Genomic DNA, 26753 nt, shown 5'->3' with positions numbered 1-26753 from the left:
CGCCTTACTGATCCTAACCAAACTCCGAATACCAGGAAGTACTGCAGGGCAGACACACAGTGGGTGCTAACGTCCATTGTGGAGAGGGAAACAACCCTGACCGCCAGTTAAGGTCCCTAAGTTATGGCTAAGTGGGAAAGGATGTAGAGATCCCAAAACAACCAGGATGTTGGCTTAGAAGCAGCCATCATTTAAAGAAAGCGTAACAGCTCACTGGTCTAAATAAGGGTCTCCGCGCCGAAAATGTACCGGGGCTAAAGCCATACACCGAAACTGCGGGTGCGTCTTATGACGCGCGGTAGCGGAGCGTTCTGTAAGCTGATGAAGGTGGACCCGTGAGGGCTGCTGGAGGTATCAGAAGTGCGAATGCTGACATGAGTAACGATAAAGAGGGTGAGAGACCCTCTCGCCGAAAGTCCAAGGGTTCCTGCGCAACGCTAATCGGCGCAGGGTTAGCCGGCCCCTAAGGCGAGGCCGAAAGGCGTAGTCGATGGGAACGGGGTTAATATTCCCCGGCCAGTGGGTAGTGACGGATGCCGTGTATCGTATCTCCTTATTGGATTGGAGATGCGGTGAAGGTGTTCCTGGAAATAGCTCCCACGCTAAGACCGTACCCGAAACCGACACAGGTGGACAGGTAGAGTATACCAAGGCGCTTGAGAGAACTGTGCTGAAGGAACTCGGCAAATTGCTCCCGTAAGTTCGCGAGAAGGGAGCCCGGTACGAAGGCAACTTTGTATCGGGGGCACAGAATAGGGGGTTGCGACTGTTTATCAAAAACACAGGGCTCTGCGAAGCCGCAAGGCGACGTATAGGGTCTGACGCCTGCCCGGTGCTGGAAGGTTAAGAGGAGGTGTGCAAGCACCGAATTGAAGCCCCAGTAAACGGCGGCCGTAACTATAACGGTCCTAAGGTAGCGAAATTCCTTGTCGGGTAAGTTCCGACCTGCACGAATGGCGTAACGACTTCCCCGCTGTCTCCAGCACAGACTCAGTGAAATTGAATTCCCCGTGAAGATGCGGGGTTCCTGCGGTCAGACGGAAAGACCCCGTGCACCTTTACTACAGCTTCACACTGGTATTCGTGATGACATGTGTAGGATAGGTGGTAGGCGTTGAACCCCGGGCGCCAGCTCGGGTGGAGCCATCCTTGAAATACCACCCTTGTCCTCATGGATATCTAACCGCGGTACTACAATATCCGGGACCGTGTGTGGCGGGTAGTTTGACTGGGGCGGTCGCCTCCCAAATGGTAACGGAGGCGCGCGAAGGTAGGCTCAGAGCGGTCGGAAATCGCTCGTTGAGTGCAATGGCATAAGCCTGCCTGACTGCGAGACTGACAAGTCGAGCAGAGACGAAAGTCGGTCATAGTGATCCGGTGGTCCCTCGTGGAAGGGCCATCGCTCAACGGATAAAAGGTACGCCGGGGATAACAGGCTGATGATGCCCAAGAGTCCATATCGACGGCATTGTTTGGCACCTCGATGTCGGCTCATCGCATCCTGGGGCTGGAGCAGGTCCCAAGGGTTTGGCTGTTCGCCAATTAAAGCGGTACGTGAGCTGGGTTCAGAACGTCGCGAGACAGTTCGGTCCCTATCTGCCGTGGGTGTAGGAAATTTGAGAGGATCTGTCCCTAGTACGAGAGGACCGGGATGGACGTACCTCTGGTGGACCTGTTGTGGCGCCAGCCGCATTGCAGGGTAGCTATGTACGGAATGGATAACCGCTGAAGGCATCTAAGCGGGAAACCAACCTCAAAACTAGATATCCCTTGAGAGCCGTGGAAGACCACCACGTCGATAGGAGGCATGTGGAAGGGTGGTAACATCCGAAGCTGAGCCTTACTAATAGCTCGATCGATCTTGATCACTCCCATTAAGCTATAATCATAAAAACTGCTAAAACGCAGAGCTTGAAAAAAACAAAACAGACCAGTTCATATGTGACTTATTCCTGCCCGGTGGCTATGGCGGGGCGCCCCCACCCGATCCCATCCCGAACTCGGAAGTGAAACGCCCCTGCGCCAATGGTACTTCGTCTTAAGACGCGGGAGAGTAGGGCGCCGCCGGGCATGAATAAGACACACAACTCCTCAAAATCAAACAGAACACAAAATCACACAAAAGCCCCCGATGCACACCGCGCGGGGGCTTTTGTGCGTTTGAAGGTGGATGCTGTAAGCCGGGGCTTCGCGTCATAAATCTGATGCGGCGGAAAATGTAAGTTCTAAAGCCCTCAAAACAAAGCACTCCCTCGCAGAGAAACTGGCTGCGATTGCAACTTACTGTCAGTCAAACGCCAAATTGATGATGGCGTCAGCTACCAACCCGCACTCATATTTCTCTTTCTTCAGTTGTCAAAGAACCCGGACTTGTCCGTCTGCGTTGTTGCATGTCTGGAGCATGAGGCATGTTTTGGTCGTGGTCTATTCCCGTAATGTTCTCCTTGAGACTTTGGTGCTGGGGAGTTGTGGGCTGGATTTGAGCTTCGGTTTGCGATTGGCGTGAAGTTGGGGCTTGAGGTGGAGTTGGTTTGAGCGTTTGGTGGGATGGCTGGATGTTGGGAAAAGTGGATGTTTGGTGGTTGAGAGGTGGGCCTTTTAGAGATTGGCGGCTTTGCGTTCTTATGTGCGTTGGTTTGAAAGATTTGCGTTCAGATAGCGTTGTTGGGTTGAAGCTGGGGCTAAGCAGTGATCTTTGGGAGTGCTGGTGGGGCTTATCGGTTACGGGGACAACTCAGAAGGTGACGCCATAAGAAATGGTACTAGGTGAGGACCGCTGCAACGAGATATCACCGCTCCACGGAGGTCTCTGAGAGATGGCCTTCTGTAGGCCCTCGGGGATACGGAGGGAATATCTCTTATGCGAAGTGAATGCAGCTGCTGATCACGCAAGCTCGGCTGAAGTTGGCTCAAACACGATAGCAGGCCAACTTATCCCTCTTGCAACCCACGCACTTGCGACACTGCCTACTCAGAGTTATCCCCTTTGATCCGGCAACCAGAGCGCACCCGTCGGTGATGTATTCCTAGTCATCCTCTACCGCATCTGCGGAGGTCAACTGTGGCATGGGGGCTCTCAATAAGTGCGCTTTGCTCCAGTTGTGCGTTGAGCAGATCCCGGCGTAGTCAACGCTTGGGACGATGCTGTAAAGCAAGGTGGGGATGGACTTGTCGTAGGTGATCGACAAGTTATGGTCCCTGCGGATGGTAACCATATAGGTGCTCGTACCGCTGCTCTGAACGACCTGCCATCAGCGCATGTGGAACAGGTCGACCCAACCCTCGGGAAGCTGATAGGCGCTCACTGCAAGCTGGGTCCAAAGATAAAGCTCTGAAACAGGCAGAGGGTTCTGAAGGGCAAGTTCGATGTATTTGAACAGGCTGATGTTGTTACGGGTGCAGGCGAGGTTCTTGTGCCAGCTAACGTCGCTCATGATCTCTTCCCGCAGCCTGTCGGGAAACAGGGCGATTTTGCTGTCCGAATAGCATGCTAGCTTGTGAGAACTGGTTTGTTGAACGGCTGATACTTCAATATCTGCCAGATGCCAGATGCCAGATGCCAGATGCCAGATGCCAGATGCCAGATGCCAGATGCCAGCACCGAGCTCCCCATCCTTATCTAAATGGGCACCGTGAAGTCAGATCATGTTAGCCGTGAGGAAGATGCTTCCGGAAATGATGGTTACCAGCAGCAGTTTGTCGGTGAGGAGGAGCTGTGTGTGTCGGAAGGTCAAGTAGGCGGTTGGGGCTATGGTGGCTGGGAGGAGGAGTTTGTAGTGGGTCTGGAGGAAGGTGGTGACTGGTTGCCAGTAAGGATGTAGGGCTTCTAGGCCTTTGGTGCTCAGGGCGCCGTAGAGGCAGAATTGGCCTACGCCTAGGAGGACGCCACCTGTTGTTGCTGGCAGGAAGCGAGAGGCGGGGATGTTGCTGGCGCCGCTGAGAAAAGGTGTGATCCAGGCCAGTGGTCCAAGGATGCGGGCGGAGATGATGAACGGGACTGCGTGCTTTTGCAGGGCAGTGCGGGCCTTGTGCCATGCGCGGCGTCGCTTCAAGGGTTTGAGAAAGCGCAGAATGGCTCGAGTGCCGTACACTCTGCCGAGTATGTAGCTTGTGATGTCTGCCAGTAATGCGGCGATCATAACCACTATGATCGGCCAGGGATCGCCAGAGGTTGCATAGAGGGCTCCGGCTGCGAGGAATGCGATTTCGCCAAAGACAAAGAAGCTTGGGCCGATGAGAGCATCACCGAAGGTAATGGCTGCCAACAGGGCATAGCTGAGGGGCCCGTTGAAGGTGGTGACAAGATCCTGCATGACTTACGTGTTGCTGTAGTGGCCGAACTCGTAGGAGACTTCGTTTTTGTAAAGTTCGCCTTTGAAGAAGCGCAGCATGTTGGCTTTGAGATAGGTCCAGCCCGTTCGCAGGATGCCATCCTGATTGAGGCGGCGCGGATTGAACATGAAGCGGGGCTTGATGATTTGCCCCGAGAACCGGCCAGTTTTCTGAGCTTTGAGGACGTAGTTGCAGTCTTCGCAAAGCTTCAGCTTTTCATCGAAACCACCAATGGCTTCGTGGGTTTGCGGTGTTGAGAACAGGCATGCGCCGACTGCGGTTGGGAAGAAACGTCGGCTGAGGGCTATGCCGAGGTTCATCAGTTCATAGCCGATCACCTGTTTGGCTGGCAGGCGATAGCTGGACATGAGGACGATGCCGATGTCGAGGCTGCGATACTCCAGCTCCCACATGGATTCAGCCAGAAAGTTTGGTGGCAGTCGGGTATCTGCATCCAGAAACAAGATGCGGCGGCCTTTGGCCTGCGCTGCACCCGTGTTGCGGCCTAGGCTGACACCGCGCTTTTCCATTTGCACGATACGATAGTGCTTGAAGTTTTTGGCATGGTGCTTTGACAGAGGCACCGTGTTGTCTGTGCTGGCACTGTCCACATGGATGATCTCGAAGTTCTGCCATGTTTGCAGGTTCAGATCTGCCAGCAGACGCGGGAGGTGGTGTTCCTCATTCAAGGTGATGATGACAATTGAGAGATCGATCGTGGTCATGAGCGTGCCTTCCAAGCCTTTCTGAGCATTGGTTTGCGCGGTCAAACTGAAGAGCACCTGAACCTGATTTCGAAACTCTTTGCCTTTGGTGGTTAAAAGGGAGGTCAGGTTCTTTGGATGGAGGTTTGTGATGACTCTGTTTGATCATAATACGCAGGCACTGGAAGAGTGGCGGGGTGGGGTGATGACCCAGATGCGGGTTTCAGCGGTCAATGGATCTCGTCAGCTTTGTATTTTTGACCAGTGGTGTGAGCCGGGAAGTGGGGCGCCGCGGCACTTGCATGCGGTTGAAGAACTGCTGGAGGTGATTGAGGGCACTGCGGAGATCACCTGCGGAAATGAAACCCATGTTGCCATGACCAATCAGAGTGTTTTGATCCCTGCCGGGTGTTTGCATGGGTTTCAGAATATTGGAGAAGGCAAGCTGCACGTTCGGGCGACTTTGGCAGCACCGATTTTTGAGGCCAGTTATGAGAATAGCACGGAGGTTTCCCGGCGCTGGGTGCCGGATGGGAAATCGTGATCAGCTCAGCTCTCTGGAGGCAAGTTCAATAGATTTGGCCGTAATTCTGCTTTAGTCGTTATTTCTGCGTATCTTTGTCCGAAAACCAGTTTCCACTTTTCGGAGATACACTTTAGCTTGCTGAGACCTTATGTGAGCTGCAGGATGCTGGGAGGCTTTATCTGCCTGGCTCACACATAAAAGAATATCCGGAAAGCGGGGGAACAGGATGTTTGCCAAAGAACACATCAAGTATGAGCCGGTGGATCTGCCGGACCGTATGGACCTGAGCGATGAACAGATGCTTGAGGCTGTGAAAGCCTTTTATGACAAGATGAAGCGTCGCCATACGGTGCGGGACTTTTCTGACCGCCCTGTCGTCCGTGAAGTGATTGAAGAATGCATCCGCACTGCGGGGACCGCGCCTTCCGGTGCAAACCATCAGCCATGGCATTTTGTGGCGATCTCTCAACCTGACTTCAAGAAGCGTATTCGTGATGCGGCGGAAGAAGAAGAGCGCCGGTTTTATGATGGCGGAGCTGGTGATGAATGGATCAAGGCGTTGGAGCCGATTGGGACCAATGACCATAAACCTCATCTGGAAGAAGCGCCGTGGCTGATCGTGGTGTTTGCGCAGCGCTGGGGCCAGTTTGAGGATGGCACGCGCTACAAGAACTATTACGTGCCTGAAAGTACTGGTATTGCCTGTGGCTTCCTGCTGACCGCGCTGCACCATGCCGGATTGGTTTCACTGACCCACACGCCGAACCCGATGAAGTTTCTTAACGGCATGCTGGATCGTCCGGACTCTGAAAAGCCGATCATGATTATTGCGGTGGGACATCCGGCAGAAGATGCAAAGGTGCCTTCGGTTGCGAAACTGAAGAAGCCGCTCTCGGAAATCCTGACGGTTGCTGATTAGAGCTTCAGGTTCTTCAGCCGCAGGGAGTTCATGACCACGCAGAAGGATGAAAGGCTCATGGCCAGCGCTGCGATCATGGGTGAGAGCAGGGCTCCGGTGAAGGGGTAGAGAATGCCTGCTGCGATGGGAACACCTGCAGAATTATAGACAAACGCCAGGAACAGGTTCTGGCGGATGTTGCGCAGTGAACCGATGGCGAGCTTGCGGGCACGGACGATGCCGGTGAGGTCGCCATTGAGCAGGGTGATGCCTGCGCTTTCAACGGCGACGTCGGCGCCTGTTCCCATGGCCAGACCCACATCCGCGGAGGCCAGAGCCGGTGCGTCGTTGACGCCGTCACCTGCCATGGCCACCATGGCGCTGGAGGTGTGGAGCTGATCGATCAGGGTTTTCTTGTCTTCCGGCAGGGCTTCTGCTTTGAACTCATCAATGCCCACAGTGGCAGCCACGGTTTTGGCTGTGAGGGCGTTGTCTCCCGTTGCCATGATGACTTTGATGCCTGCCTCATGCAGCTGCTTGATGGCTTTACTTGCGTTCTCTTTGATCGGATCAGAGATGGCGATGAGGCCGATGACTTTCTCTTTGTTCGAGATGTAGATGCTGGTGTTGCCCGTCTCGCTGAGGGATTGATGCTTTTGCTTCATCTCTTCGGAGATCTTGTCGGTCAGGCCGAAGATGGCCGGGTTGCCGATGGCGTAGACGTTGTCGTCTACCTTTGCGCTGACGCCTTTGCCGGTGTGCGCCTCAAAGTCATCTGAGTTGGAGAGCGCCATACCTCTGTAATTAGCCGCGTTGACGATGGCTTCTGCCAGCGGGTGTTCTGAGCCTTTTTCAATGGAGGCGGCGACGTGGAGCAGCTGGTCTTCGGTGTACTCCTCCGAGAACGCATGGATTGAGGTGACGGTTGGTTTGCCTTCCGTGATGGTGCCGGTCTTGTCGACGATGAGGGTGTCGACTTTGGACATGAGCTCCAGAGCGGTGGCGTCTTTGATAAGGACGCCGGCCTGTGCACCTCTGCCGCTGGCGGTCATGATGGACATGGGGGTGGCGAGACCCAGTGCGCACGGGCAGGCGATGATGAGCACGGAGACGGCGACGATGATGGCGTAGGAGAGGGATGGCGCCGGGCCGACGATGAGCCAGATGAAGAAAGACAGGATCGAGATGCCAACGACTGTTGGGACGAAGTAGGCGGAGACCTTGTCTGCCATGCCTTGAATGGGCGCGCGGGAGCGTTGTGCGGAGGAGACCATGGCGACGATCTTGGAGAGCATGGTATCAGCGCCGACGTTGATAGCCTCGATGATGAGCGTGCCGTTTTTGTTGAGTGTGCCGCCGGTGACGGTGTCGTCGACGTTCTTCTCAAGGGCGATGGGTTCGCCGGTGATCATGCTTTCGTCCACGTAAGACTGGCCGTCTATGACGCGGGAGTCGACGGGGATGGCCTCGCCGGGGCGGACGCGGAGCTTGTCGCCGGTCATGATGTTTTCAAGCGGGGCGTCGTACTCGGTGCCGTCGTCGAGGACGCGGCGGGCGGTTTTGGGGGCGAGGTCCAAGAGGGCGCGGATGGCGTCACCGGTGCGCTCGCGGGCGCGCAGTTCCAGCACCTGCCCCATGAAGATCAGCGCGACGATGACGGCAGCGGCCTCATAGTAGACGGGTGGGTGACCGGTGGCGGCACGGATGCCCGGGGGGAACAGGCCGGGCAGGAACGTGGCGACGAGGGAGTAGAGATAGGCTGCCCCGACACCGAGGGTGATCAGGGTCCACATATTGAGGTTCCATGTGGTGATGGATTTGATGCCGCGCTTGAATAAAGGAACGCCTGCCCAGAGGACAACTGGAGAGGCCAGGACGAACTCGACATAGATGGCAGTTGGTTCGCCGATCCACTCGCGGAAAGGAAGGCCGATGAAAGGGCCCATAGTGATGGCGAGGAGTGGGATTGCGAGGACCGCGCTGAGCCAGAAACGGCGGGTGAAGTCAACGAGTTCGTGGCTGGGCTCATCACTGCTGGTGACGGTCATGGGCTCCAGTGCCATGCCGCAGATGGAGCACTCACCGGGGCCTTTCTGGACGATCTGCGGGTGCATAGGGCAGGTGTAGTCGATGTCCTGCGCGTTGGCGTCCTGCTGCTTTTTGCTGTTGCCACTTGCGTAGAAGTAGGGATCGCCCTCGAACTTACGGGAGCATTTTTCGGAGCAGAAGTGGTAGGACTTTCCAGCGAAGTCAGCGGCAAGGGTTTCAGCGGTGACGGTGACCTGCATACCGCAGACCGGGTCTTGTTCTGTGGTACCGGAGGTGGGTGTGTTTGATGCCTCGTCCATCGGTCAAAAGGCTCCCTGATCCAACAAGCTCGCGTTTCACCAGCGCAGATCATAAGCCTTTGCCCTGCCTGAAAGGATTAATGCCTAGTGAGAACTCGCAGCATCCCTAGGCAGAGCTTAATGGGATCGATTGGATTTGGCTCAAACTGCCCAAGCCGGGTGTCAGGCAGCGATTGTGAGGCGTTCTGTGAGAGCTTCCGGGAAGGCCAGTTCATGCCGTGCACGCCATTCTGAGGTGACGTAGTTGATGATGAGGCTCTTGCGTGGAGCGCTGATCTCACGCTTCTCAAAGCCGTGCCAGGAGTCATCGGAGGGGATGAAGAACATGGCCCGGTTGGGAGACCATGGTGTGTTGGAGTGGAAGGTCTCTTTATCGGAGTACAAAGAGGTGCCCCATTCTTCACCGAAGGCTTCTGAAAGGTAGATCATCAGGGTGAACTTCTTGGCGCCAATGTCGGTGTGTGGTTCTAGCCAGAAACCTTCCTGATCGCATGTATACTCGATGCGCAGGTAGGTACCTGTGAGATCCACTCCGCATTTCTCATAGAACAGCTCGATCATTTGCGGGGCCTGAAAGGCGGAGGCGAACTCCTGCTCAGCTTCAAACTTCATGAAGCTGTCGCTGTGCAGATATTGGCGCAGCTTGTTGTTGGTCGCCCGTTGGCCTTCGCTGTAGTCCATCTCACGTATGCAAGTGGGTAAGCTTTGAAAGTCCGTCAGAATGGGCTGGGGCAGCAGGTTGTCTGCTGTCCAGTGCAAAAACGGGGCTTTGTGAGGTGTTGCTTGGCGAAGTGCATGAAAGATGGACGCGCTGATGAGGCTTGCTGAGTTTGGGCGATTCATAAAGTCCTCCTCCTGCGCTGCCGTGCTTTTGTTGCATGGGCGTTACTGCAGGTGGTTGTTGGCTTGGAACAGGCGGGAGGTACTTAATGCCAGCTTAGGGGCTGAACAATGTCGGCTTGCAATCGTCGAAAATGCCCAATGAAAAACAGCAGTTCGTTTTAACGCGAATTTGAGCGTAATTGGTGCAGTTGAAAGCTCATCCACGCAAGAAGTTACGTTGCTTACTCGTCTCATTTGCACCCCTGAATTGCAGTAATGTTGAATGCAGCTCACATACCGTATGGTGATCTCGTTGTTTTGATAATTTGTATCTTTTTGCAGCGTTAAGGGGAGCTCCCCGATGAGAGTACGTGGTTCTGTTCCATTTTTGAAAACAGTGATTGGTGCCATGCTGGCATGTCTGGTTGCTAATCCCGCGAGTGCCGATGGCGCTAATTATTGGATTGACGAGTCGACAGATTTTACTGGTAATGGCTGTCAAAATTCCGACTTGAACGATGTTACGTCAAGCCTACGCAGCGAGCTTAACAATCGGGGGTGGACGGGTACACGCTGGTCCAATGCAAACGCTTGGCCTGAAGATTTCATTGAGCAGAACTTAGGTGGGATTGACCACGTTGCCGGGGATGCACGCACATTGTCCGTCTATGCCGGGCATGGTTGGCGAGCGCTTATTCAATTCGGTTTTCAGCGCAATGGTGTTTGCACGGTCAGTTTTCCGAACTCTACGCGACTTGGCACTCAAGGCGGTGACGAGGCCGTTTATGCGATGTGGGTTACAAGTTGCACGGTCAACCTGGACAGCCTGTCGAGCCATTTCGACCAAGCGATCCGGCAGACCTTTGGGTATCACAACTCGCCATCGGTCAAAGATGACCAGCCTCGTGACTTTTTCCGTGAAACGGATGATCTGAGAAATGAACGCGCCTGGATTGAAGAGATGGAAGATCGGCCTGGCTGGTTTACCGGTGACAACTCCCCAATCGCTCTCACTTTTGGTCTGTCGCCGAACCATTGTGATTGGGTGCAGGATACTGCGAAGTTGCGCGATCAGACACTTCTTTATCAGGCTCCAAGCCCGGATACTCACTACTGCTACCTGATGTTTGACAATGGCCAAAGTGGTTGCTGAGGGGGGGTGAGATGTTGATGAGACGTATTTCTTTGTCCGTTGTCGCCTTGGCTGCTCTGACCTTAACGGCGACTGCCCAGCAAGAACAGAAGCGTATTGATAACAGGAATACAGCGCCGCTGCTTCGGGAACGGAACGAACAATACAAGGCCCCGGCATTTGAGGTTGGGCTGGAGCTTCCGGTGATCCGGATGACCTGGCGCGATGATCGTGACGCCCAACAAGTGATCGATGCAACCGAAGCTGCGATAGCGCTCATGCTTGACGGGTACCGTTCTGAAAAGATGGACGCCGCACTGAAGGAAGTGCTTTATGGAGACGAGGCTGGCACGTGGGCACGTGTGCCCGCAGCCCCTCGGATCCTCGCCCGGTATGACGCAGATTTTGATGAAATTCGGCTAATTAATGAAGAGATTGACGTGATCCGTGAACCTCTTGGACGGATCAGCGTGGATGAAGCAGTTGCCCGAGCCAACAAGGTGATCGACGCGTTATCGGAGCAGGGGATCCTGACCCGTCGCCTCTATAGCAATGCAGCGATTCAGATCGGCTACCGCCGCGTTGGTAGTGGCTCGCGGAAAGCACAGCCAGGTCGCAGTCAGATCCTAGAGTACCGCGTTACTTATCGACCACGGATTGAGGGTGTCGAACTGGCTAATGCTGGGGTTCGTGTGGGTGTCATGGCCAACGGCCAAATTGGGTCGATGCGGTTTGGCGGTGTGACACCTCTGGTCAAGTTCACCGATGAGAAGGTTGAGCCAGAGGAAGATGGCAAGCGCCTGCCAGTGGAAATCGATCCTAACCGTCTTACTGTGCGGTTCTACCAGACGCTTAGCGCCAACGTGTCACCGCAAGTGGCCTGGAGCCGGGTGATGTACGCCATGCCTGATGGTGAACGTAGTGCCTTGCTTGAACCGATGTTAGTGGTTTCTTTCTCTGAAGGTACGACCACGGACAAGGGACAGCGTGTTAGTAGCCGGCGCAGAATTCTCGGTTTCTCTCTGGTGGATGAGAAGGCAAAGCCATTCGACTTTACCGCGCCGACTCCTGTGAAAAGCAATGAACCCAAACGCAGCAAGTAGGTGCATTCAAGCGCCTATTTCCTCTCACAGTTTGATCAGTCGTTCTGGGACTGAACCATCTTCAGGTGTGGTTCCATGATCGTGGCGAATTTGCGGATGATTTTTTCGACGTAGGCGGGGTCGCTGTGGAACTCTTGCTGGAAGATCATGCCGCGGATGAAGGAGCGCCAGATGAGGAGGGTGAGGGTCATGTCCTCTTCCGCTGCTTTGTCCAGACCCGGAGGCAGGAAGAACTGGTTGAGCTGGTCGTTCCAGTCTTCCAGCTTTGGCGAGATGCGCTGTGACAGTGCTTTATCGGTGCGCGTTGCCATGATGATTTCAGAGAATGCCCGGCCTTCCGGTGTGTCGATGATGTTTCGCCAATAAGTCACGAGAGCATCTGCCAGTGTGCCACCCTCAGCTTGCGTGATCTGTGCGAACGGGAAGGAGCTTGGGCTTTCCTGCTGGTAGTGGCGCAGAATTCTTGAGAGCAGAAAGTCCACCGTACCAATGACCAGATCTTCCTTTGAGGGGAAGTGGTGCATCAGCGCACCGCGGCTGACATCAACGCCTTCCAGCACCCGGTTGATGGAAGTTTCCGCATAGCCAAGCCGGTCGAGGCAATCGATGGTCGACTTAATGAGGGCCTTGCGTGTGTTTTCACCGCGCTGCTTCTTCATGTCCAACTTGCTTACCATGATCAACCTTAGCCTTAAGACGGGGTTCTTGCTGAAATACTTGACGTATTGGGAAGGAGTATATACCGTACGTTTGGTATGTAAAAGAGGTTTCCGTCAAAATGACCATGAAAAACACGGAAAATCAAAGCTCTAGTAAACGTAAGCAGCCCATTCGCATTGGGGGTGCTTGCGGGTTTTGGGGTGACTCCAACGCGTCTACGGGGCAATTGTTGCGCGCTGGCGGGCTCGATTACATCGTCTATGACTATCTGGCAGAGATCACTCTTTCCATCATGGCAAGGGCGCGTCAGAAGTCTCCTGATCTTGGATATGCGACGGATTTTGTTGAGCAGGTGCTTGGGCTCAATCTGAAAACGATCGCGGCTTCCAAGACAAAGATTTTAAGCAATGCAGGCGGCGTGAACCCGGAGAGTTGCGCTGCCAAGATCCGTGAGTTGATTGCTGCACAGAAGCTGGATCTGAAAGTTGCTGTTGTGACCGGTGATGACCTGCTGGCGGAAGCCTCTGCCTATAAAGAGGCCGGTGTCACTGAGATGTTCTCCGGTGAAGCCTTCCCGAAAGCGGAGAAGGTTGCTTCCATCAACGCCTATCTTGGTGCGCAGCCCGTTGTTGCTGCTTTGGGGGCGGGTGCAGATATTGTGATTACGGGTCGATGCGCTGACAGTGCGTTGACGCTTGCGGCTTGTGCGCATGCTTTTGGCTGGGACTGGGCGGATTATGATCGCCTCTCAGCCGGTAGCCTTGTTGGGCATTTGCTGGAGTGTGGAACGCAAGTGACTGGCGGCAACTTTACTGACTGGCGGGATGTGCCAGATGTGAAGAAGATCGGTTATCCGATTGCGACTGTCTATGAAGATGGCAGCTGCGATCTGAGTAAGCCTGAAGGCAGCGGTGGCCTTGTGAGTGTTGGCACGGTTGCGGAACAGTTGGTTTATGAGATCGGCAATCCGCAAGCTTACCTGCTGCCAGATGTAACCTGCGATTTTTCCCAGGTAATGATTGAGGCGAAGACCTCTGAGAGTGTGCATGTTTCTGGTGCGAAAGGGCGTGCTGCGCCTGAGAGCCTGAAGGTTTCTGCCACGTGGGCGGATGGGTTCCGCATCGGATTGATGGTGCCATATGTGGGCTTTGATGCAGGTGAGAAAGCGAAGGTTTTTGCTGACCTTGCCCTTGGCCGCGCTGAGACAGTTATGAAGAAACTTGGTGCGCCCGGCTATCAGGAAGTTTCCGTTGAGATCGTGGGGGCAGGATCTCAGATAGGGGAAGCCCCTGTCAGCCGGGGCACTTACGAAGAAGTTGTTTTGAAGATCGCCGCACGGCACGTGGACCAGCGGGCAGCTGGTTTGTTGCTGCGGGAGCTGACCGGCCTTGGCCTTTCTGTTGCGCCGGGCATGACGACCTTTAACGGCGGACGGCCTAAGCCTTCTCCTGTTGTGCGGTTGTTCTCTTTCCTTGTTGAGCAGTCTGCCGTGTCTCCCAAAGTTTCGCTGGAAGGTGAGACTGTGGCGTTTGAGCAGGTTGTTGCAGCAGAGGCTGCCGCCTCAGTTGAAGCTGCTGAAGTTTCGGGTGCGCCTGCTTCAGATGACGCGCTTACAGAAGTGCCATTGATCAAGCTTGCTTATGCCCGCAGCGGTGACAAGGGCGATAAGGCAAACATTGGCGTTATCGCGCGAAAAGCAGAGTGGCTGCCATGGATTGTAGCGGCTTTGAGTGAAGAGGCGGTTGCCAAAACCTTTGCGCATTTCAATCCGGGCAAGGTGGCCCGTTTCTATCTGCCGGGCTGTCATGCACTCAACTTCCTGATTGATGATGTGCTGGGCGGTGGTGGCATTGCCAGCTTGCGGCTGGACCCGCAGGCGAAGGCCTATAGCCAGATCCTGTTGAGGCACAGTGTTTCCGTTCCGCACTCCATCGCGCAGGAGGTGATGTGATGACTGATGCACCAACCACGGATGCTGTGCTGGTTGCGCAGCAAGATGGCTGGATGACTATCACGTTGAACCAGCCGGAAAAACGGAATCCGCTGACTGGCGAAGTGATTGCTGAAATCTCTAAGGTTCTGCGGGATGTGCAGGATGACCGCAGCGTGCGTGGCATTACGTTCACCGGTGCTGGTGGTGTGTTCTGTGCTGGTGGTGATCTGAAGTCCTTCCAGCAGATCATGGCTGGTGGTGATGAGGCTGAAGCCATCGCGCAGAAGATCAGTCTGGAAGCTGCCGCGTTTTTTGGAATGATCGCTCATCAGCCACAAGTGACCATTGCTTTGGTGGAGGGCGCAGCCATGGCTGGCGGCCTGGGCATGGCGTGTGCCTGTGATTTTGTGGTGGCCACGCAAGATGCCAAGTTTGCTTTTACTGAGACGCGGATTGGTTTGCCGCCGGCTCAGATTGCTCAGTACGTGACCAAGCGGCTGGGCTACCAGAAAGCCAAGAAAATGCTCGTGTTGGGGAGCAAACTGACCGGTGACGAGGCCTTTGACATCGGTCTGGTGGATCAGGCTGTTGCCAGTCAGGCAGAGCTTGAAGCAGCAGAAGCTGAGATAAAACAACAGGTTCTGGCCTGTGCGCCGGGTGCTGTTGCAGCCACGAAGAAGGTGGTTGAAGAGACGCGTTTCCTTGAACAGGAGGAATTGCGCCAGAGTGCAGCTGCCTATTTTGCGAGAGCAATTGTTGGGGACGAGGGACAGGAAGGTGTGAAGTCGTTTTTGCAGAAACGCAAACCGTCCTGGGCTCCATAAGTCGCCCCTCAAATTTAGGGGTATGCGTTTACCCGATAACAGATGTTCGAATGCGGTGAAGGAAGAAGAAATGCAGGGTATGCTCATATGCGTATGAGCTGATTATAATGCCGAAGTCTATCGCGCAAAAAAGATAGTGCTGGAAGCAGCGGGGAGGCTGAACCAGCACATCAGAGGAGGGAACATGGGTACACAGTACGCACTGCCAATTGAAATGCTGCAAAAATGGGCCACAGAGAAACCAAACTCGGTTTATCTGCGACAGCCTGTGAACCGGCAGTTCATCGAGTTCACCTGGAAGGAGTGTTACGACACGGTCCGGCGAATGGCTGCTGCGCTCCAATCAATGGGTTTCCAACCGGGAGACCGGATTGGTATTCTCTCCAAAAACTGCGCTGAATGGTTTCTGGCTGACTTTGCAATTCAGGCTGCCGGTTACATCTCTACGCCGATCTATTACACCGCCTCAGCAGATACGATCAGCTACATCATTGACCATGCGGACATCAAAGCTGTGTTCATGGGCAAGCTGGATGACTTTGCGCCGAGTGAGCAGGGTATCCGTGATGGTGTGATGAAAATTGCGCTTCCCTATAAAACGATAGATTGCGAGTACAGCTGGACGGAGCTGCTGAAACAGAATGAGCCGCTGCCAGAAGACCAGCTTGCTAAGCCGGATCTGGATGAGCTGTTTTCCATTGTTTACACCTCTGGTTCCACCGGGAATCCGAAAGGGGTAGAAGTCTCCTGGCGCAACATTGCTTATGGGGCATGGTCTCCAACCCAGTCTCTTGAGCTGGGCCGTGAAGAGCGTCTGATTTCCTATCTGCCGCTGGCTCATATCACCGAGCGTGCGCTCATTGAGCATGTGAGCCTTTATGCTGGTGTGGTGGTGAGCTTTGTGGAGTCGCTGGATACGTTTGCAGAAGATTTGCGTGCTGCTGAAGTGACCATGTTCATTTCTGTGCCGCGGCTCTGGATGAAGTTCCAGTCTGGGATTTTGGCCAAGGTGCCGCAGAAGAAGCTGGACCGGCTTTTGAGCATTCCGATCCTGAGCTGGTACGTGAAGCGGAAGATCCGCGCGCAGCTTGGTTTGACCAATGCGAAGCTGATCGGCAGTGGATCTGCGCCGATCTCCAAGGCCGTGCTGGAATGGTATCAGAAGCTGGGCATCAACATTACTGAAGGGTGGGGCATGACCGAGACGGCTGGTCTTGCGTCCTCGCACTTCCCATTCCGTGCGGACAAGGTTGGTACCATCGGTACGCCGCTTGCGGGGCTGGAGATTAAGATCACCGATGAGGGGGAGCTGCTTATTCGTGGGGATTCCGTCACCAAGGGTTACTACAAAGACCCTGAGATGACTGCGGAGACCATTGAAGAAGGTGGCTGGTTCCATACAGGTGACAAGGTGGAACAGGATGCTGATGGGTTCTTGCGCATTACAGGCCGTGTGAAGGAGATCTTCAAATCCTCCAAGGGCAAGTACATCGCGCCGGTGCCGATTGAGGCGATGCTGTTTGACAATACCTATGTGGAGCAGGCCTGCGTGATGGGGTCTGAGTTGGCTCAGCCTGTTGCTGTGGTGTTCCTCTCCTCCGAGATTACTCATGGTCTGTCGCGTGAAGAGGTTCGCACGAGCCTTGAAGAGACCTATCACAGCATCAATCGTTCCGTTGAGAGCCATCTGAAGCTGAGCTCGATCATTGTCGCCAACGACATGTGGACCATCGAGAACGGTTATCTGACCCCAACCATGAAGATCAAGCGGACGCGTCTGGAAGATCGCTATCAGGACGTGGTGCACTCCATGCCGGATCGTCCTGTGGTCTGGGAAGATGAATGCGGAGCCGAGGCAACTGCTCCGGCCTGAAAGGATGATGATGGTTTGGGGTGACATGGTCACCTCGGCCGGGATTTTCTGAGGTGAGAACCTCTGTATGACTAAGCCGCGCTTGTGGCAGGGAGACTTTTGGAATGAGCAATGAACCGTCCCGTTACGCATCAGTTCTGCGAGATGGGTTGTTTGATGGGCAAACTGTGATTGTGACTGGGGGAGGCAGTGGCATTGGTCGCTGCATCGCCCACGAACTTGCCGCGCTGGGTGCCCATACCGTTCTCCTTGGCCGCAAGCAGGCAAAGCTGGATGCGGTGGCTGATGAAATTCGTGAGGATGGCGGAGACGTTTCCACCCATTCTCTGGACATCCGCAATGAAGACGCTGTTGCGGAAACTGTTTCAAACATCGTTGCAGAACGTGGTGTGATCCATGGTCTGGTGAACAATGCTGGCGGGCAGTATCCAAGCCCGGCGGCGGCGATCAAGAAGAAGGGCTTTGATGCGGTTGTTGAGACCAATGTGACCGGCGGGTTTCTGATGGCGCGTGAGGTTTACAATCAGGGCATGCGCAAGAGCAAAGGCGGTGCCATTGTCAACATCGTTGCGGATATGTGGCGCGGTATGCCGGGTATGGCGCACTCTGGTGTGGCGCGGGCTGGCATGCAGAACCTGACCATGACGCTGGCCGTTGAATGGGCGGAAGCTGGTGTGCGCGTGAATGCTGTGGCTCCGGGCTGGATCGCGTCGTCCGGCTTTGACACGTATGATGAGAACTTCATCAAGCACATGTTTGCGCGGATGTCTGAGAACAATCTGGCGCGCCGTCTGGGCACTGAGGCTGAGGTGGCGTCTGTGGTGAACTTCCTGCTGTCTCCGGGTGCTGCGTTTATCACTGGCCAGTGCATTGGCGTGGATGGTGGTGCGCCGCTCTGGACTAATCTGATGCCGGTTGGCGACAATGCAAACATGAAGGAATACCAAGGCTTTCATCGCTATGAGAAGCCGAAGGCCCTTAAAGCTTGGGAGAAAGACAAATGCCCAAGTTAACCTCCGCCGTCGATAGCGGCAGTGCCGCGTTTGCCCAGAACAAAGCCTTCATGGAAGCTCTGATTGAGGAGTTCCGTGGATATGAGGCTAAGGTTCGTGAGAACTCGGAGAGCAAGCGTGGGAAGTTTGAGAAACGTGGTCAGTTGCTGCCACGTGATCGTGTGAGCTTGCTGCTGGACCGCGGTGCGCCGTTCATGGAAATCTCCACGCTCGCTGGGCTGAAGATGCATGATGACGATGGCAAGAAGAACGCCGCAGGTGGCGGTTCGATTGCTGGCATCGGCTATGTGGCAGGCAAGCGCTGTCTTATCGTGGCGACAGACTCTGCCATTAAGGGCGGTTCCATTTCTCCGATGGGTTTGAAGAAGACGCTTCGCCTGCAGGAGATTGCCAAGAAACAGAAGCTGCCGATTGTTGCGCTGACGGAAAGTGCGGGCGCGAACCTTATGTACCAGTCCGAGCTGTTTGTTGAAGGTGGCCGGGCGTTTGCCAATCAGGCGCGTTTGTCTGCGGCAGGCATTCCGCAGGTGACGGTGGTGCATGGGTCCTCAACAGCTGGCGGTGCGTATATGCCGGGGCTGTCGGACTACACGGTTGTTGTTCGTGGCAAGACGAAGATCTTTCTGGCTGGCCCTCCGCTGCTGAAGGCGGCGACGGGTGAAGTTGCGTCGGATGAAGAGCTGGGTGGTGCAGAGCTGCATTACAATACAGCTGGTACGGCGGAATACATGGCGGAAGATGATGCGCATGGCGTTGAGACCGCGCGTGAAATCGTCGACCATCTGCCATGGGAAGCCCCGTTGGAAGCTGAGGGCGGCAAGCAGCCCTTTTATGATGCTGAGGATTTGCTTGGGATCGTGCCGGAAGACACCAAGAAACCATACGATGTACGCGAGATCATCGCGCGTATCACGGACGGGTCCGACTTCCTTGATTTTAAGAAGGAATTTGGCGGTTCCACGGTTTGTGGTCATGCGCGCATTGATGGGCAAGCTGTTGGCATTCTTGGCAATAACGGTCCGATTGATCCGCAAGGTGCGGTGAAGGCGGCGCAGTTCATTCAGCTGTGTTGCCAGAGCAATACGCCACTGCTGTTTCTGATGAACACCACTGGGTATCTGGTGGGCCGGGATGCAGAGACGAGCGGTATCGTCAAGCATGGGTCCAAGATGATCCAGGCGGTTGCCAATGCCACGGTTCCTAAAGTGACCATTGTTGTTGGTGGTGCCTGGGGTGCCGGTAACTACGGCATGTGTGGCCGTGGGTTTGATCCTGATTTCATCTTCTCATGGCCCTCTGCCAAGGTTGGTGTGATGGGGCCAGAGCAAGCGGCGACGGTGATGAAGATTATCACCGAAGAGAAGTTTGCGAAGATGGGACAGCAGATCCCTGATGGCATGACCGATCAGATGGCGCAGAAGATCATCGACCAGATGTCACCGGAGACAACAGCGCTGTTTGCGACAGCGCGGCTTTGGGATGATGGGATCATTGACCCTAGAGATACGCGCCGCGTTGTCTCAATGGCCCTATCTGTTTGTGCAGATGCCAAGAAACGTCAGCTTAATCCAACAGCATTCGGAGTTGCGCGCGGCTAGGGAGAGCTGCGCATTACGGCTCCCGGAACACAGTTCAACATGAGGGTTTCACGATGGAATATACTGAAGAACATCGGAAAATGAAAAGTGCGGTGGTCAAGTTCGTCGAGGCCGAAATCAACCCGCATGTTCAGGAATGGGAAGAGGCTGGAATCTTCCCGGCTCATGAGCTTTTCAAGAAGATGGGTGATCTCGGTTTTCTTGGCGTCAACAAGCCGGAAGAGTATGGCGGGATGGGCCTGGATTACTCTTATCAGGCCATGACCATTGAAGCGCTGGGCGCGTGTGCCTGCGGTGGTGTGCCAATGGCGATTGGCGTGCAGACCGATATGGCAACCCCGGCACTCTCCCGGTTTGGTTCCGATGAGTTGCGCCGCGAATTTCTGACCCCGGCGATTGCTGGTGACATGGTGGCCTGTGTTGGTGTGTCTGAAGCCCATGCGGGGTCTGATGTGGCGAACATCAAGACCACAGCGCGTAAGGATGGTGATGACTACGTCATCACCGGATCCAAGATGTGGATCACCAACTCCACGCAGGCGGACTACATGTGCATGCTGGCAAACACCAGTGATGGGCATAAGCACCAGAACAAGTCTCTGATCATCGTGCCGATGGACAGTGCAGGCATCACCAAGTCGGATCGCCTGAACAAGCTGGGTCAGCGCTCCTCCGATACGGCGCAAATTTTCTTTGATGATGTGCGTGTTCCTCAACGCAATCTGATTGGTACTGAGGGGGCTGGTTTCATGTACCAGATGCTTCAGTTCCAGGAAGAGCGCCTGTGGTGTGCGCTGTCGCTGATTGACGGTATGGACCGCATCATTCAGATGACGGAAGATTATTGCCGTGAGCGTGCTGCGTTCAACCAGAGCATTCTGGACTTCCAAGTGGTTCACTTCCGCCTGTCAGAGCTGCGGACTGAGGTTGAGCTGCTGCGTGCGCTTTCTGAGAAGTGCGTTGAATCCATGGTGCGCGGTGAGAATGTGACCCGCCTTGCTTCCATGGCGAAGCTGAAGGCTGGCCGTCTGTCTCGTGAACTGGCGGACTCCTGTCTGCAGTTCTGGGGCGGCATGGGTTACATGTGGGACAGCCCTGTGAGCCAGTTCCTGCGTGATAGTCGCCTGACCTCCATTGGTGGCGGTGCAGATGAAGTGATGCTCTCCATCATCTCCAAGCTGGATGGCACTTTGCCAAACCCAAAGAAGAACCGTGCAATGCAGAAGGAAGCAGCTGAATAAGCTGCCTCCTCGGCCATTATTTGAAAGGCGTATCCTTATCCGAAAACCGGTTCCCACTTTTCGGGGATACGCTCCATTTTGGCAGTGTGAAGGGAATTTTCGATGTTTGATAGCGTCCTGGTCGCCAATCGGGGGGAGATTGCTCGCCGAGTGTTCCGCACTGCGCGGCAAAAGGGCTATCGGAGTATTGCTGTTTATTCCGAGGCTGATGCAACCGCTCCGCATGTTGAAGACGCTGATATTGCGGCGTGTATTGGCGGTGCGACACCAGCTGACTCTTACCTCAAGATTGAAGCTATCTTGGAAGCGGCCCGCAAAACCGGCGCACAGGCTGTGCATCCGGGCTACGGGTTTCTTGCGGAGAATGCGGAATTTGCGCGGGCTTGTGCGGAAGCTGGGCTGGTGTTCATTGGTCCGCCTGCAGAAGCCATTGAGCTGATGGGCTCCAAGCGGCTTTCCAAGCTGCGGATGATTGAGGCAGGCGTGCCATGCGTGCCGGGCTATTCCGGGTCTGATCAGTCGACCGATACATTGGCGGCGGAAGCTGCGCGCATTGGTGTACCGTTGATGATCAAGGCGTCTGCCGGTGGCGGTGGGCGTGGTCTGCGCTTGGTTGAAGACCTGACTGGGCTCGAAGACAAGCTGGCGGCTGCGGCTTCTGAAGCTGAGAATGCATTTGGCAATGGCGAGCTTATTTTAGAAAAGGCCGTCATCAATCCACGCCATGTGGAGATACAGGTGTTTGCCGACAATCACGGCCACGTGGTGTATCTGGGTGAGCGTGATTGCTCTGTGCAGCGTCGGCACCAGAAGGTGGTTGAGGAAGCGCCGGGACCATCTGTGACACCGGAGATCCGGGCTGCGATGGGGCAGGCTGCTGTGGATGCGGCGCGGGCCATTGGCTATCGCGGGGCAGGCACGGTTGAGTTTCTGCTGGCTGAGGATGGCAGTTTCTACTTCATGGAGATGAACACCCGCTTGCAGGTGGAGCATCCGGTGACGGAAGAGATTACCGGCCAGGATCTGGTCGCCTGGCAGCTGGATGTAGCGGCTGGCAAACCTCTGCCACTGGAGCAAGATGAGATTTCCTTCAGCGGTCACGCCATGGAGCTTCGCCTCTATGCAGAAGATGCGGATGCAGGTTTTCTGCCGCAGACAGGGACTGTGCTGGCGTGGAACGGCAATGAGCTTTCTTTGCGCGTTGATAGTGCCATTGAGCAGGGCAGCGAGATTTCATCCTATTACGATCCGATGATTGCCAAGCTGATTGCGCATGGCAGTGACCGGGACGAAGCACGCCGCAAATTGTTGCGCGGGTTGGATGAGCTGGTTCTGCAGGGATTGGTGCACAACGGCGCGTTTCTGAAGAGCGTGTTGCAGGACGAAGTATTTGCGGCTGGCAATGCAACGACTGCTTTCTTGAATGATCGCGAGCTTGGATCGGTTGCGGCAGATGCCACACGAGAGTTGATGCGTGACCTCGCTGTGCATCTGTTTGCCCGCAGCAAAGGCCAGAACCGCTGGACCACAGCAACGCCCTTACCCGTGAAAATCAAGCTTGATGGCGAAGAGACTTCAGCGCGTGAGGATCTGACTGTCCTCAGTGGCGGTGACAGTGGTGCCATTATCTTTGAAGCGGATGGTGTTCGGCGCTCTGCCTTTGTGAGTGAGGCTCCTGAGGGTGGTCTCTGGATTTCATTGGAAGGGCAGACGCAGTTCTTTGAAGAGCAAAGCTTCAGCACCAAGAAGGACGATAGTTCAGCCGCTGGCAGCTCCATTATTGCTCCTATGCCGGGTGCCGTTGTGGCGTTGAAGACAGAGCAGGGCGCGCAGGTTTCCAAAGGGGATGTGCTGCTGGTTCTGGAAGCGATGAAGATGCAGCATGAGCTGACAGCTCCCCGTGATGGCGTTGTTGCTGAGCTTGGAACGCAGGAAGGCGCGCAGGTGAACAGCCGTGATGTGCTGGTTCGTCTGGAAGATGAAACCGCCTGATTGAGTTGATGGAATCCGCTTTTGAAGGCGGTGGAGAATATGATGAGTTTGAACCTTCCTGACTTCGGATTGAAGCGTAAGTCCACCATGTTCACTGAGGAGCATGAAGCGTTTCGCGATGTGCTTTCCCGCTTCATTGCCAAGGAGATTTCGCCTTACGTCTCCCAATGGGACGAAGCTAACGAGTTTCCGCGTGAGCTTTACAAAAAGGCGGCGGATGTTGGGTTGCTCGGCATCATGTTCCCTGAAGAGTACGGCGGGACGGGCATTGATTATCCGCTGTCTTATCTATCGGCTGTTGAGCTTGGGCGTGCAGGAAGTGGTGGCATCAATGCGGGTTTGATGAGCCACACCATTGGCACGCCTCCGATTGCCCATCTTGGCTCTGATGAGTTGAAGGCACGGGTGATCCCTTCTGTGCTGGCAGGTGAGAAGATTTCTGCTCTGGCGATTACTGAGCCGGGTGGTGGGTCTGATGTGCAGAACCTGAAGACCGTGGCACGCCGTGAGAATGGGCATTATGTGCTGAACGGGGAGAAGACCTTCATAACCTCCGGTATGCGGGCGGACTACTATACGGTTGCTGTGCGGACGGGTGAAACAGGCATGGGCGGTATTTCGCTGATGCTGGTTGAGAAGGGCATGGAAGGTTTTACTCAGACACCTTTGCACAAAATGGGATGGTGGGCTTCTGACACCGCAACGCTGCATTTTGATAATGTGAAGGTTCCCGTAGAGAACTTAATTGGCGGGGAGAACGCCGGGTTCATGGGCATCATGATGAACTTCAACAATGAGCGCTTGTTCCTTGCGTCTGCCTGTTACGGTCACATGCTGGGTGTGTTTGAAGAGGCGCTGGACTGGGCACAGCAGCGTGAAACGTTTGGGAAGCCGCTCATTCACCGGCAGGTTATCCGGCACAAGTTCGTTGATATGGCGATGAAGATGCAGGCTGTTCGGGCTGTGTTGGAAGAACTGGCGCAGCGGTTGCAGCTGGGAGAAAGCCCGATCACTGAGATCTGTATGGCGAAGAACCTGGCAACGAGCACACTGGAATATGTGGCCAACGAGTGCCTTCAAATCCTGGGTGGTGCAGGTTACATGCGCGGAACCAAGGTTGAGCGCATCTACCGTGAGACCAAGGTGATGACCATCGGTGGCGGTTCTTCTGAGATCATGAAGGATCTGGCCAGCCGGCAGATGGGTATCTAAGAGCAGTTTTGTCGCAATGAAAAAGCCCCGCTCAATGGCGGGGCTTTTGTTGTTGTGGTTAGGCTTTTTCTTCGGTCGCGACCGATTTGGCAATCTCGTTTGGCGTTGCGCCGGAGATGCCCAGCTCTCCAAGGAGACTGTCGACCAGTGGTGCCTGAGAACGGTATCTCAGAGCTGAGTTGACTAGCTGATCGGAGAGGCCTGCGGAAGATCCTTCTGCCGGTGCTCCATTCGCAACCGGAGCAGCGCCATTTAGGCCATCGACCTGAAGGATCTTGATCTCGTCGATGTTTTCCATCGGCTTCACGCTTGCGCCGATGACCTGCGGCAGAGCTTCGATCAGTGCCAGTTTGACCTGCATCTGGATCTGCTCAGGAGACAGCAGGTTCGCCGCTTCGTTGAGGATGCGCTTACCTTCTGCTTCCACTGCGAGGCGAAGTTTGTCTGCTTCTGCGCGTGTGGTGACAGCATCAGCTTCCGCGTTTGCCGCGATACGGATCTGGTCCGCGTTACCGCTTGCTTTCAGGCGGACGGCTTCTGCGTGGTCTTCCGCTGCCTGCTTTTCAGCTTCCGCACCAACGGTGACGGAGATTGCAGCACGTTCCGCTTCCTGAGCTGCAACAACCAGCTCAACCTGCTTCTGACGTTCCGCCACTTCGATTTCGCGGGCGGTGACAACCTGTTCTTCTGCCTTGATGGCAACAGCACGGGCTTCGTTTGCAGCAGCATCCGCTGTTGAGAGTGCTTTGGACTTTTCAGAGACCGCGATGGAGCGATCCTGCTGGGTCAGCTCAATGACCTTTTCCTTCTCAATGCGAGTTTCTTCCAGAGCGCGATCCTTGAGGATTTCCTGCTCTTTCACCTGACGTTCAGATGCGATAGATGCCTGCTTGATTTCCAGATTGGATGTGATCTCGGCTTGCTCTGCATCGCGGCGGCGTTCTGCCTGTTCGGTGGCGATCAGGGCCTGCTGTTTGGCGCGGCGGATTTCAAGATCGCGCTGCTGTTCCAGACGGGCGTACTCTTCTTCACGGGAGATATCGAGCTTCTGCTGTTCGGCATCCAGGTTTTTACGCTGGATCTGAACTTCGGTGTCCTGCTCGATGTCGTTCCGCTTTCTGCGGCGCTCTTCGATTTCCTGTGTAAGCTTGGTTAGACCCTCCGCGTCGAACGCGTTGTTCGGGTTGAAGTATTCCATGCGGGTCTGGTCGAGACCGGTCAGGGAAACGGACTCCAACTCCAGACCGTTTTTCAGCAGGTCTTCGGAAACAGCTGCCTGAACTTTCTGCACGAAGGAGACGCGTTGCTCGTGGAGTTCTTCCATTGCCATTTCTGCGGCCACAGCACGCAGGGCATCAACGAACTTACCTTCGATGAGATGCTTCAGGTCTTCCGGGTGCATAGTCCGCACACCGAGGGTCTGAGCAGCGTTTGCGATGGACTCGATGGTTGGCTGAACACGCAAGTAGAACTCGGCCACCACGTCGACGCGCATGCGGTCGCGGGTGATGAGGGCTGCTTCGTCAGCGCGACGGACTTCCAGACGCAAGGTGTTCATGTTGACGTTGATGATATCATGGAGCACCGGCAGGACGATTGCGCCGCCGTTCATGATGACTTTCTGGCCGCCAAAACCAGTCCGTACGAAGGCAACCTCTTTTGAGGAGCGGGTATAAAGGCGTGAAAAGACAATACCGATTGCAAGAAGTGCAACGAGGATAACACCGGCGAGTACGAGCAGCTCCATAAAGCTGGTAGACGTAGCTACGACCGCGTTTTGAGTATCTGAAAACATATTTGACCTCAAACTGAGAGATTAGTTTGTAAGCGTGTCTTGGCGAGGTGATAAATTTGCGTGTGGGTTAGGAATTGCTGTGAAAAGGGAATCTTTTAAGCCGACAAGCAAGACTTCGTCTCCCTGCATTAATGTTGTGTCTGGCTGGTCTGGAATGACCTGCACATAATGGCGTGTGCCGAAGCTATCCGTGACGCGGGCTTCTGCCTGCAGTGCCTTGGTCGCATTGCCAAGTGTCAGGACTGCAACTTCGCCAATCAAGGCGTCTCTGGAGCGGGCGTCCGTCTCTTCCTTGGGCATGACGCGACTAATGGCGTGACCGGTTTTTGCCGTAAACCAGAAGCTGACAATGACTGTCGGGATCAGCGCCATCCAGAATGGTAGTGTTGCACCAGCGATAGATGCGGCGGCATATTGGACAAGAATGCCTGTGATGCCGAAGCTGGTGAGCAGGATGATCAGCAGAACAATGAACGGAACCTTGCCCACTGCCAGCCATGCCAGGAACCCTTCGATAGGGCCAAGGCCTGCGGCATCGACTGAGACATCGGCGTCGATGTCTGCATCTATATCGAGGTCAGCGTCGACCTCCAGATCTGGCAGAGCGTCATCTACAAGACCTGATAAAGATAGTCCGAAGATCATGCCGACAACTTCGAGCAGTGCCAGAGCAAGCATTACGAAGATGGCGAGTGTGAAGAGATAAGTCTCACCCGAAAAAATAAGTTCTGCCAATTCATCCCCCAA

The 26753-nt window shown here is 55.0% G+C and carries 21 protein-coding genes and 2 rRNA genes (1 of these 23 only partly in view); 14 read left to right on the top strand and 9 right to left on the bottom strand.

All coding sequences use genetic code 11. The features are described 5' to 3' along the window. Both PSE_RS22405 and rrf read left to right on the top strand, forming a co-directional pair. A 23S ribosomal RNA gene (locus tag PSE_RS22405) occupies window positions 1-1869 on the top strand (it extends 852 nt beyond the left edge of the window). A gap of 86 nt (window positions 1870-1955) precedes the next feature. Further along, window positions 1956-2070 (top strand): 5S ribosomal RNA (gene rrf / locus PSE_RS22400). A 956-nt stretch (window positions 2071-3026) separates the two neighbouring features. Here rrf and PSE_RS27260 read toward each other — a convergent pair. The 4 genes from PSE_RS27260 to PSE_RS22385 form a co-directional block, all read right to left on the bottom strand. Beyond that, on the bottom strand, window positions 3027-3215 hold the full coding sequence (locus tag PSE_RS27260) for a hypothetical protein (protein ID WP_148266189.1): 189 nt from the start codon (window positions 3213-3215) through the stop codon (window positions 3027-3029). A 36-nt stretch (window positions 3216-3251) separates the two neighbouring features. After that, the gene (locus tag PSE_RS22395; RefSeq protein WP_014286889.1) at window positions 3252-3434 is read right to left on the bottom strand and encodes a hypothetical protein; all 183 of its coding nucleotides are present in this window, start codon (window positions 3432-3434) and stop codon (window positions 3252-3254) included. Between the two features lie 204 nt (window positions 3435-3638). Then, a complete protein-coding gene (locus tag PSE_RS22390) occupies window positions 3639-4313 on the bottom strand; it encodes a DedA family protein (RefSeq protein ID WP_014286887.1) in 675 nt (224 codons plus the stop codon). 3 nt (window positions 4314-4316) lie between these two features. Continuing rightward, a complete protein-coding gene (locus tag PSE_RS22385) occupies window positions 4317-5057 on the bottom strand; it encodes a glycosyltransferase (RefSeq protein ID WP_041769136.1) in 741 nt (246 codons plus the stop codon). 130 nt (window positions 5058-5187) lie between these two features. Between PSE_RS22385 and PSE_RS22380 the strand changes: the two genes are divergently transcribed. After that, entirely contained in the window at window positions 5188-5580 is a 393-nt protein-coding gene (locus tag PSE_RS22380) for a cupin domain-containing protein (RefSeq protein WP_014286885.1), read from the top strand. A 208-nt stretch (window positions 5581-5788) separates the two neighbouring features. After that, window positions 5789-6481, top strand: coding sequence for a nitroreductase family protein (locus PSE_RS22375; protein ID WP_014286884.1), 693 nt, complete (start codon window positions 5789-5791; stop codon window positions 6479-6481). On the opposite strand, the gene PSE_RS22370 is transcribed toward PSE_RS22375, so the two are convergent. Together PSE_RS22370 and PSE_RS22365 are read right to left on the bottom strand one after the other, a co-directional pair. Then, on the bottom strand, window positions 6478-8808 hold the full coding sequence (locus tag PSE_RS22370; RefSeq protein ID WP_051125954.1) for a heavy metal translocating P-type ATPase: 2331 nt from the start codon (window positions 8806-8808) through the stop codon (window positions 6478-6480). The two genes, PSE_RS22375 and PSE_RS22370, sit on opposite strands and share 4 nt — an antisense overlap. A 162-nt stretch (window positions 8809-8970) precedes the next feature. Continuing rightward, on the bottom strand, window positions 8971-9651 hold the full coding sequence (locus PSE_RS22365; protein ID WP_014286882.1) for a 2OG-Fe(II) oxygenase: 681 nt from the start codon (window positions 9649-9651) through the stop codon (window positions 8971-8973). Window positions 9652-9991: 340 nt separating this feature from the next. Here PSE_RS22365 and PSE_RS22360 point away from each other — a divergent pair, with 340 nt between their 5' ends. Both PSE_RS22360 and PSE_RS22355 read left to right on the top strand, forming a co-directional pair. Then, the gene (locus PSE_RS22360; RefSeq protein ID WP_014286880.1) at window positions 9992-10783 is read left to right on the top strand and encodes a DUF6345 domain-containing protein; all 792 of its coding nucleotides are present in this window, start codon (window positions 9992-9994) and stop codon (window positions 10781-10783) included. A 17-nt stretch (window positions 10784-10800) separates the two neighbouring features. After that, window positions 10801-11865 (top strand): hypothetical protein, encoded by a 1065-nt coding sequence (locus PSE_RS22355; protein WP_148266187.1) that lies wholly within the window; start codon window positions 10801-10803, stop codon window positions 11863-11865. Between the two features lie 35 nt (window positions 11866-11900). Here PSE_RS22355 and PSE_RS22350 read toward each other — a convergent pair whose 3' ends face one another. Continuing rightward, complete coding sequence (locus PSE_RS22350; RefSeq protein WP_208998024.1) at window positions 11901-12524, bottom strand: TetR/AcrR family transcriptional regulator; 624 nt, start codon at window positions 12522-12524, stop codon at window positions 11901-11903. Between the two features lie 119 nt (window positions 12525-12643). Here PSE_RS22350 and PSE_RS22345 point away from each other — a divergent pair, with 119 nt between their 5' ends. The 8 genes from PSE_RS22345 (at window position 12644) to PSE_RS22310 (ending at window position 24211) form a co-directional block, all read left to right on the top strand. Then, the gene (locus tag PSE_RS22345; RefSeq protein WP_014286877.1) at window positions 12644-14476 is read left to right on the top strand and encodes an acyclic terpene utilization AtuA family protein; all 1833 of its coding nucleotides are present in this window, start codon (window positions 12644-12646) and stop codon (window positions 14474-14476) included. Then, window positions 14476-15282, top strand: a complete 807-nt coding sequence (locus tag PSE_RS22340) for an enoyl-CoA hydratase/isomerase family protein (protein ID WP_014286876.1) — start codon at window positions 14476-14478, stop codon at window positions 15280-15282. Before PSE_RS22345 ends, PSE_RS22340 begins: the two co-directional genes overlap by 1 nt. Before the next feature lie 184 nt (window positions 15283-15466). Beyond that, complete coding sequence (locus tag PSE_RS22335) at window positions 15467-17155, top strand: AMP-binding protein (protein WP_041768760.1); 1689 nt, start codon at window positions 15467-15469, stop codon at window positions 17153-17155. Between the two features lie 104 nt (window positions 17156-17259). After that, window positions 17260-18168, top strand: coding sequence for an SDR family oxidoreductase (locus PSE_RS22330; protein ID WP_014286874.1), 909 nt, complete (start codon window positions 17260-17262; stop codon window positions 18166-18168). After that, on the top strand, window positions 18156-19766 hold the full coding sequence (locus PSE_RS22325; RefSeq protein WP_014286873.1) for an acyl-CoA carboxylase subunit beta: 1611 nt from the start codon (window positions 18156-18158) through the stop codon (window positions 19764-19766). The genes PSE_RS22330 and PSE_RS22325 overlap by 13 nt, the downstream gene beginning before the upstream one ends. A 53-nt stretch (window positions 19767-19819) precedes the next feature. Then, on the top strand, window positions 19820-21007 hold the full coding sequence (locus PSE_RS22320; RefSeq protein ID WP_014286872.1) for an acyl-CoA dehydrogenase family protein: 1188 nt from the start codon (window positions 19820-19822) through the stop codon (window positions 21005-21007). Between the two features lie 102 nt (window positions 21008-21109). Further along, on the top strand, window positions 21110-22999 hold the full coding sequence (locus tag PSE_RS22315) for a biotin carboxylase N-terminal domain-containing protein (RefSeq protein WP_041768759.1): 1890 nt from the start codon (window positions 21110-21112) through the stop codon (window positions 22997-22999). Window positions 23000-23038: 39 nt separating this feature from the next. Next, the gene (locus PSE_RS22310) at window positions 23039-24211 is read left to right on the top strand and encodes an acyl-CoA dehydrogenase family protein (RefSeq protein ID WP_051125951.1); all 1173 of its coding nucleotides are present in this window, start codon (window positions 23039-23041) and stop codon (window positions 24209-24211) included. 58 nt (window positions 24212-24269) lie between these two features. Here PSE_RS22310 and PSE_RS22305 read toward each other — a convergent pair whose 3' ends face one another. Both PSE_RS22305 and PSE_RS22300 read right to left on the bottom strand, forming a co-directional pair. Further along, window positions 24270-26006 carry a flotillin family protein gene (locus PSE_RS22305; RefSeq protein WP_008552805.1) on the bottom strand — a complete coding sequence of 579 codons (1737 nt, stop codon included), beginning with the start codon at window positions 26004-26006 and terminating at the stop codon, window positions 24270-24272. A 21-nt stretch (window positions 26007-26027) separates the two neighbouring features. Beyond that, window positions 26028-26741, bottom strand: coding sequence for an OB-fold-containig protein (locus PSE_RS22300; RefSeq protein ID WP_051125950.1), 714 nt, complete (start codon window positions 26739-26741; stop codon window positions 26028-26030). Window positions 26742-26753 lie beyond the last annotated feature (12 nt).

This window comes from Pseudovibrio sp. FO-BEG1 (genome assembly GCF_000236645.1).
GTDB lineage: Bacteria > Pseudomonadota > Alphaproteobacteria > Rhizobiales > Stappiaceae > Pseudovibrio.
The sequence above is the reverse complement of the archived record's forward strand: the minus strand, read 5'-3'. Positions and strand labels throughout refer to the sequence as shown.

Excerpts from the sequence above, each read along its gene's own strand:
- PSE_RS22330 (WP_014286874.1), top strand. The coding sequence starts at position 17,260 with ATGAGCAATGAACCGTCCCGTTACGCATCAGTTCTGCGAGATGGGTTG.
- PSE_RS22360 (WP_014286880.1), top strand. The coding sequence starts at position 9,992 with ATGAGAGTACGTGGTTCTGTTCCATTTTTGAAAACAGTGATTGGTGCC.
- PSE_RS22350 (WP_208998024.1), bottom strand. The coding sequence starts at position 12,524 with ATGAAGAAGCAGCGCGGTGAAAACACACGCAAGGCCCTCATTAAGTCG.
- PSE_RS22370 (WP_051125954.1), bottom strand. The coding sequence starts at position 8,808 with ATGGACGAGGCATCAAACACACCCACCTCCGGTACCACAGAACAAGAC.
- PSE_RS22310 (WP_051125951.1), top strand. The coding sequence starts at position 23,039 with ATGATGAGTTTGAACCTTCCTGACTTCGGATTGAAGCGTAAGTCCACC.
- PSE_RS22340 (WP_014286876.1), top strand. The coding sequence starts at position 14,476 with ATGACTGATGCACCAACCACGGATGCTGTGCTGGTTGCGCAGCAAGAT.
- PSE_RS22390 (WP_014286887.1), bottom strand. The coding sequence starts at position 4,313 with ATGCAGGATCTTGTCACCACCTTCAACGGGCCCCTCAGCTATGCCCTG.
- PSE_RS22335 (WP_041768760.1), top strand. The coding sequence starts at position 15,467 with ATGGGTACACAGTACGCACTGCCAATTGAAATGCTGCAAAAATGGGCC.
- PSE_RS22395 (WP_014286889.1), bottom strand. The coding sequence starts at position 3,434 with ATGAGCGACGTTAGCTGGCACAAGAACCTCGCCTGCACCCGTAACAAC.
- PSE_RS22355 (WP_148266187.1), top strand. The coding sequence starts at position 10,801 with ATGAGACGTATTTCTTTGTCCGTTGTCGCCTTGGCTGCTCTGACCTTA.
- PSE_RS22325 (WP_014286873.1), top strand. The coding sequence starts at position 18,156 with ATGCCCAAGTTAACCTCCGCCGTCGATAGCGGCAGTGCCGCGTTTGCC.
- PSE_RS22315 (WP_041768759.1), top strand. The coding sequence starts at position 21,110 with ATGTTTGATAGCGTCCTGGTCGCCAATCGGGGGGAGATTGCTCGCCGA.
- PSE_RS22375 (WP_014286884.1), top strand. The coding sequence starts at position 5,789 with ATGTTTGCCAAAGAACACATCAAGTATGAGCCGGTGGATCTGCCGGAC.
- PSE_RS22320 (WP_014286872.1), top strand. The coding sequence starts at position 19,820 with ATGGAATATACTGAAGAACATCGGAAAATGAAAAGTGCGGTGGTCAAG.
- PSE_RS22345 (WP_014286877.1), top strand. The coding sequence starts at position 12,644 with ATGACCATGAAAAACACGGAAAATCAAAGCTCTAGTAAACGTAAGCAG.
- PSE_RS27260 (WP_148266189.1), bottom strand. The coding sequence starts at position 3,215 with ATGGTTACCATCCGCAGGGACCATAACTTGTCGATCACCTACGACAAG.
- PSE_RS22385 (WP_041769136.1), bottom strand. The coding sequence starts at position 5,057 with ATGACCACGATCGATCTCTCAATTGTCATCATCACCTTGAATGAGGAA.
- PSE_RS22305 (WP_008552805.1), bottom strand. The coding sequence starts at position 26,006 with ATGTTTTCAGATACTCAAAACGCGGTCGTAGCTACGTCTACCAGCTTT.
- PSE_RS22380 (WP_014286885.1), top strand. The coding sequence starts at position 5,188 with ATGACTCTGTTTGATCATAATACGCAGGCACTGGAAGAGTGGCGGGGT.
- PSE_RS22365 (WP_014286882.1), bottom strand. The coding sequence starts at position 9,651 with ATGAATCGCCCAAACTCAGCAAGCCTCATCAGCGCGTCCATCTTTCAT.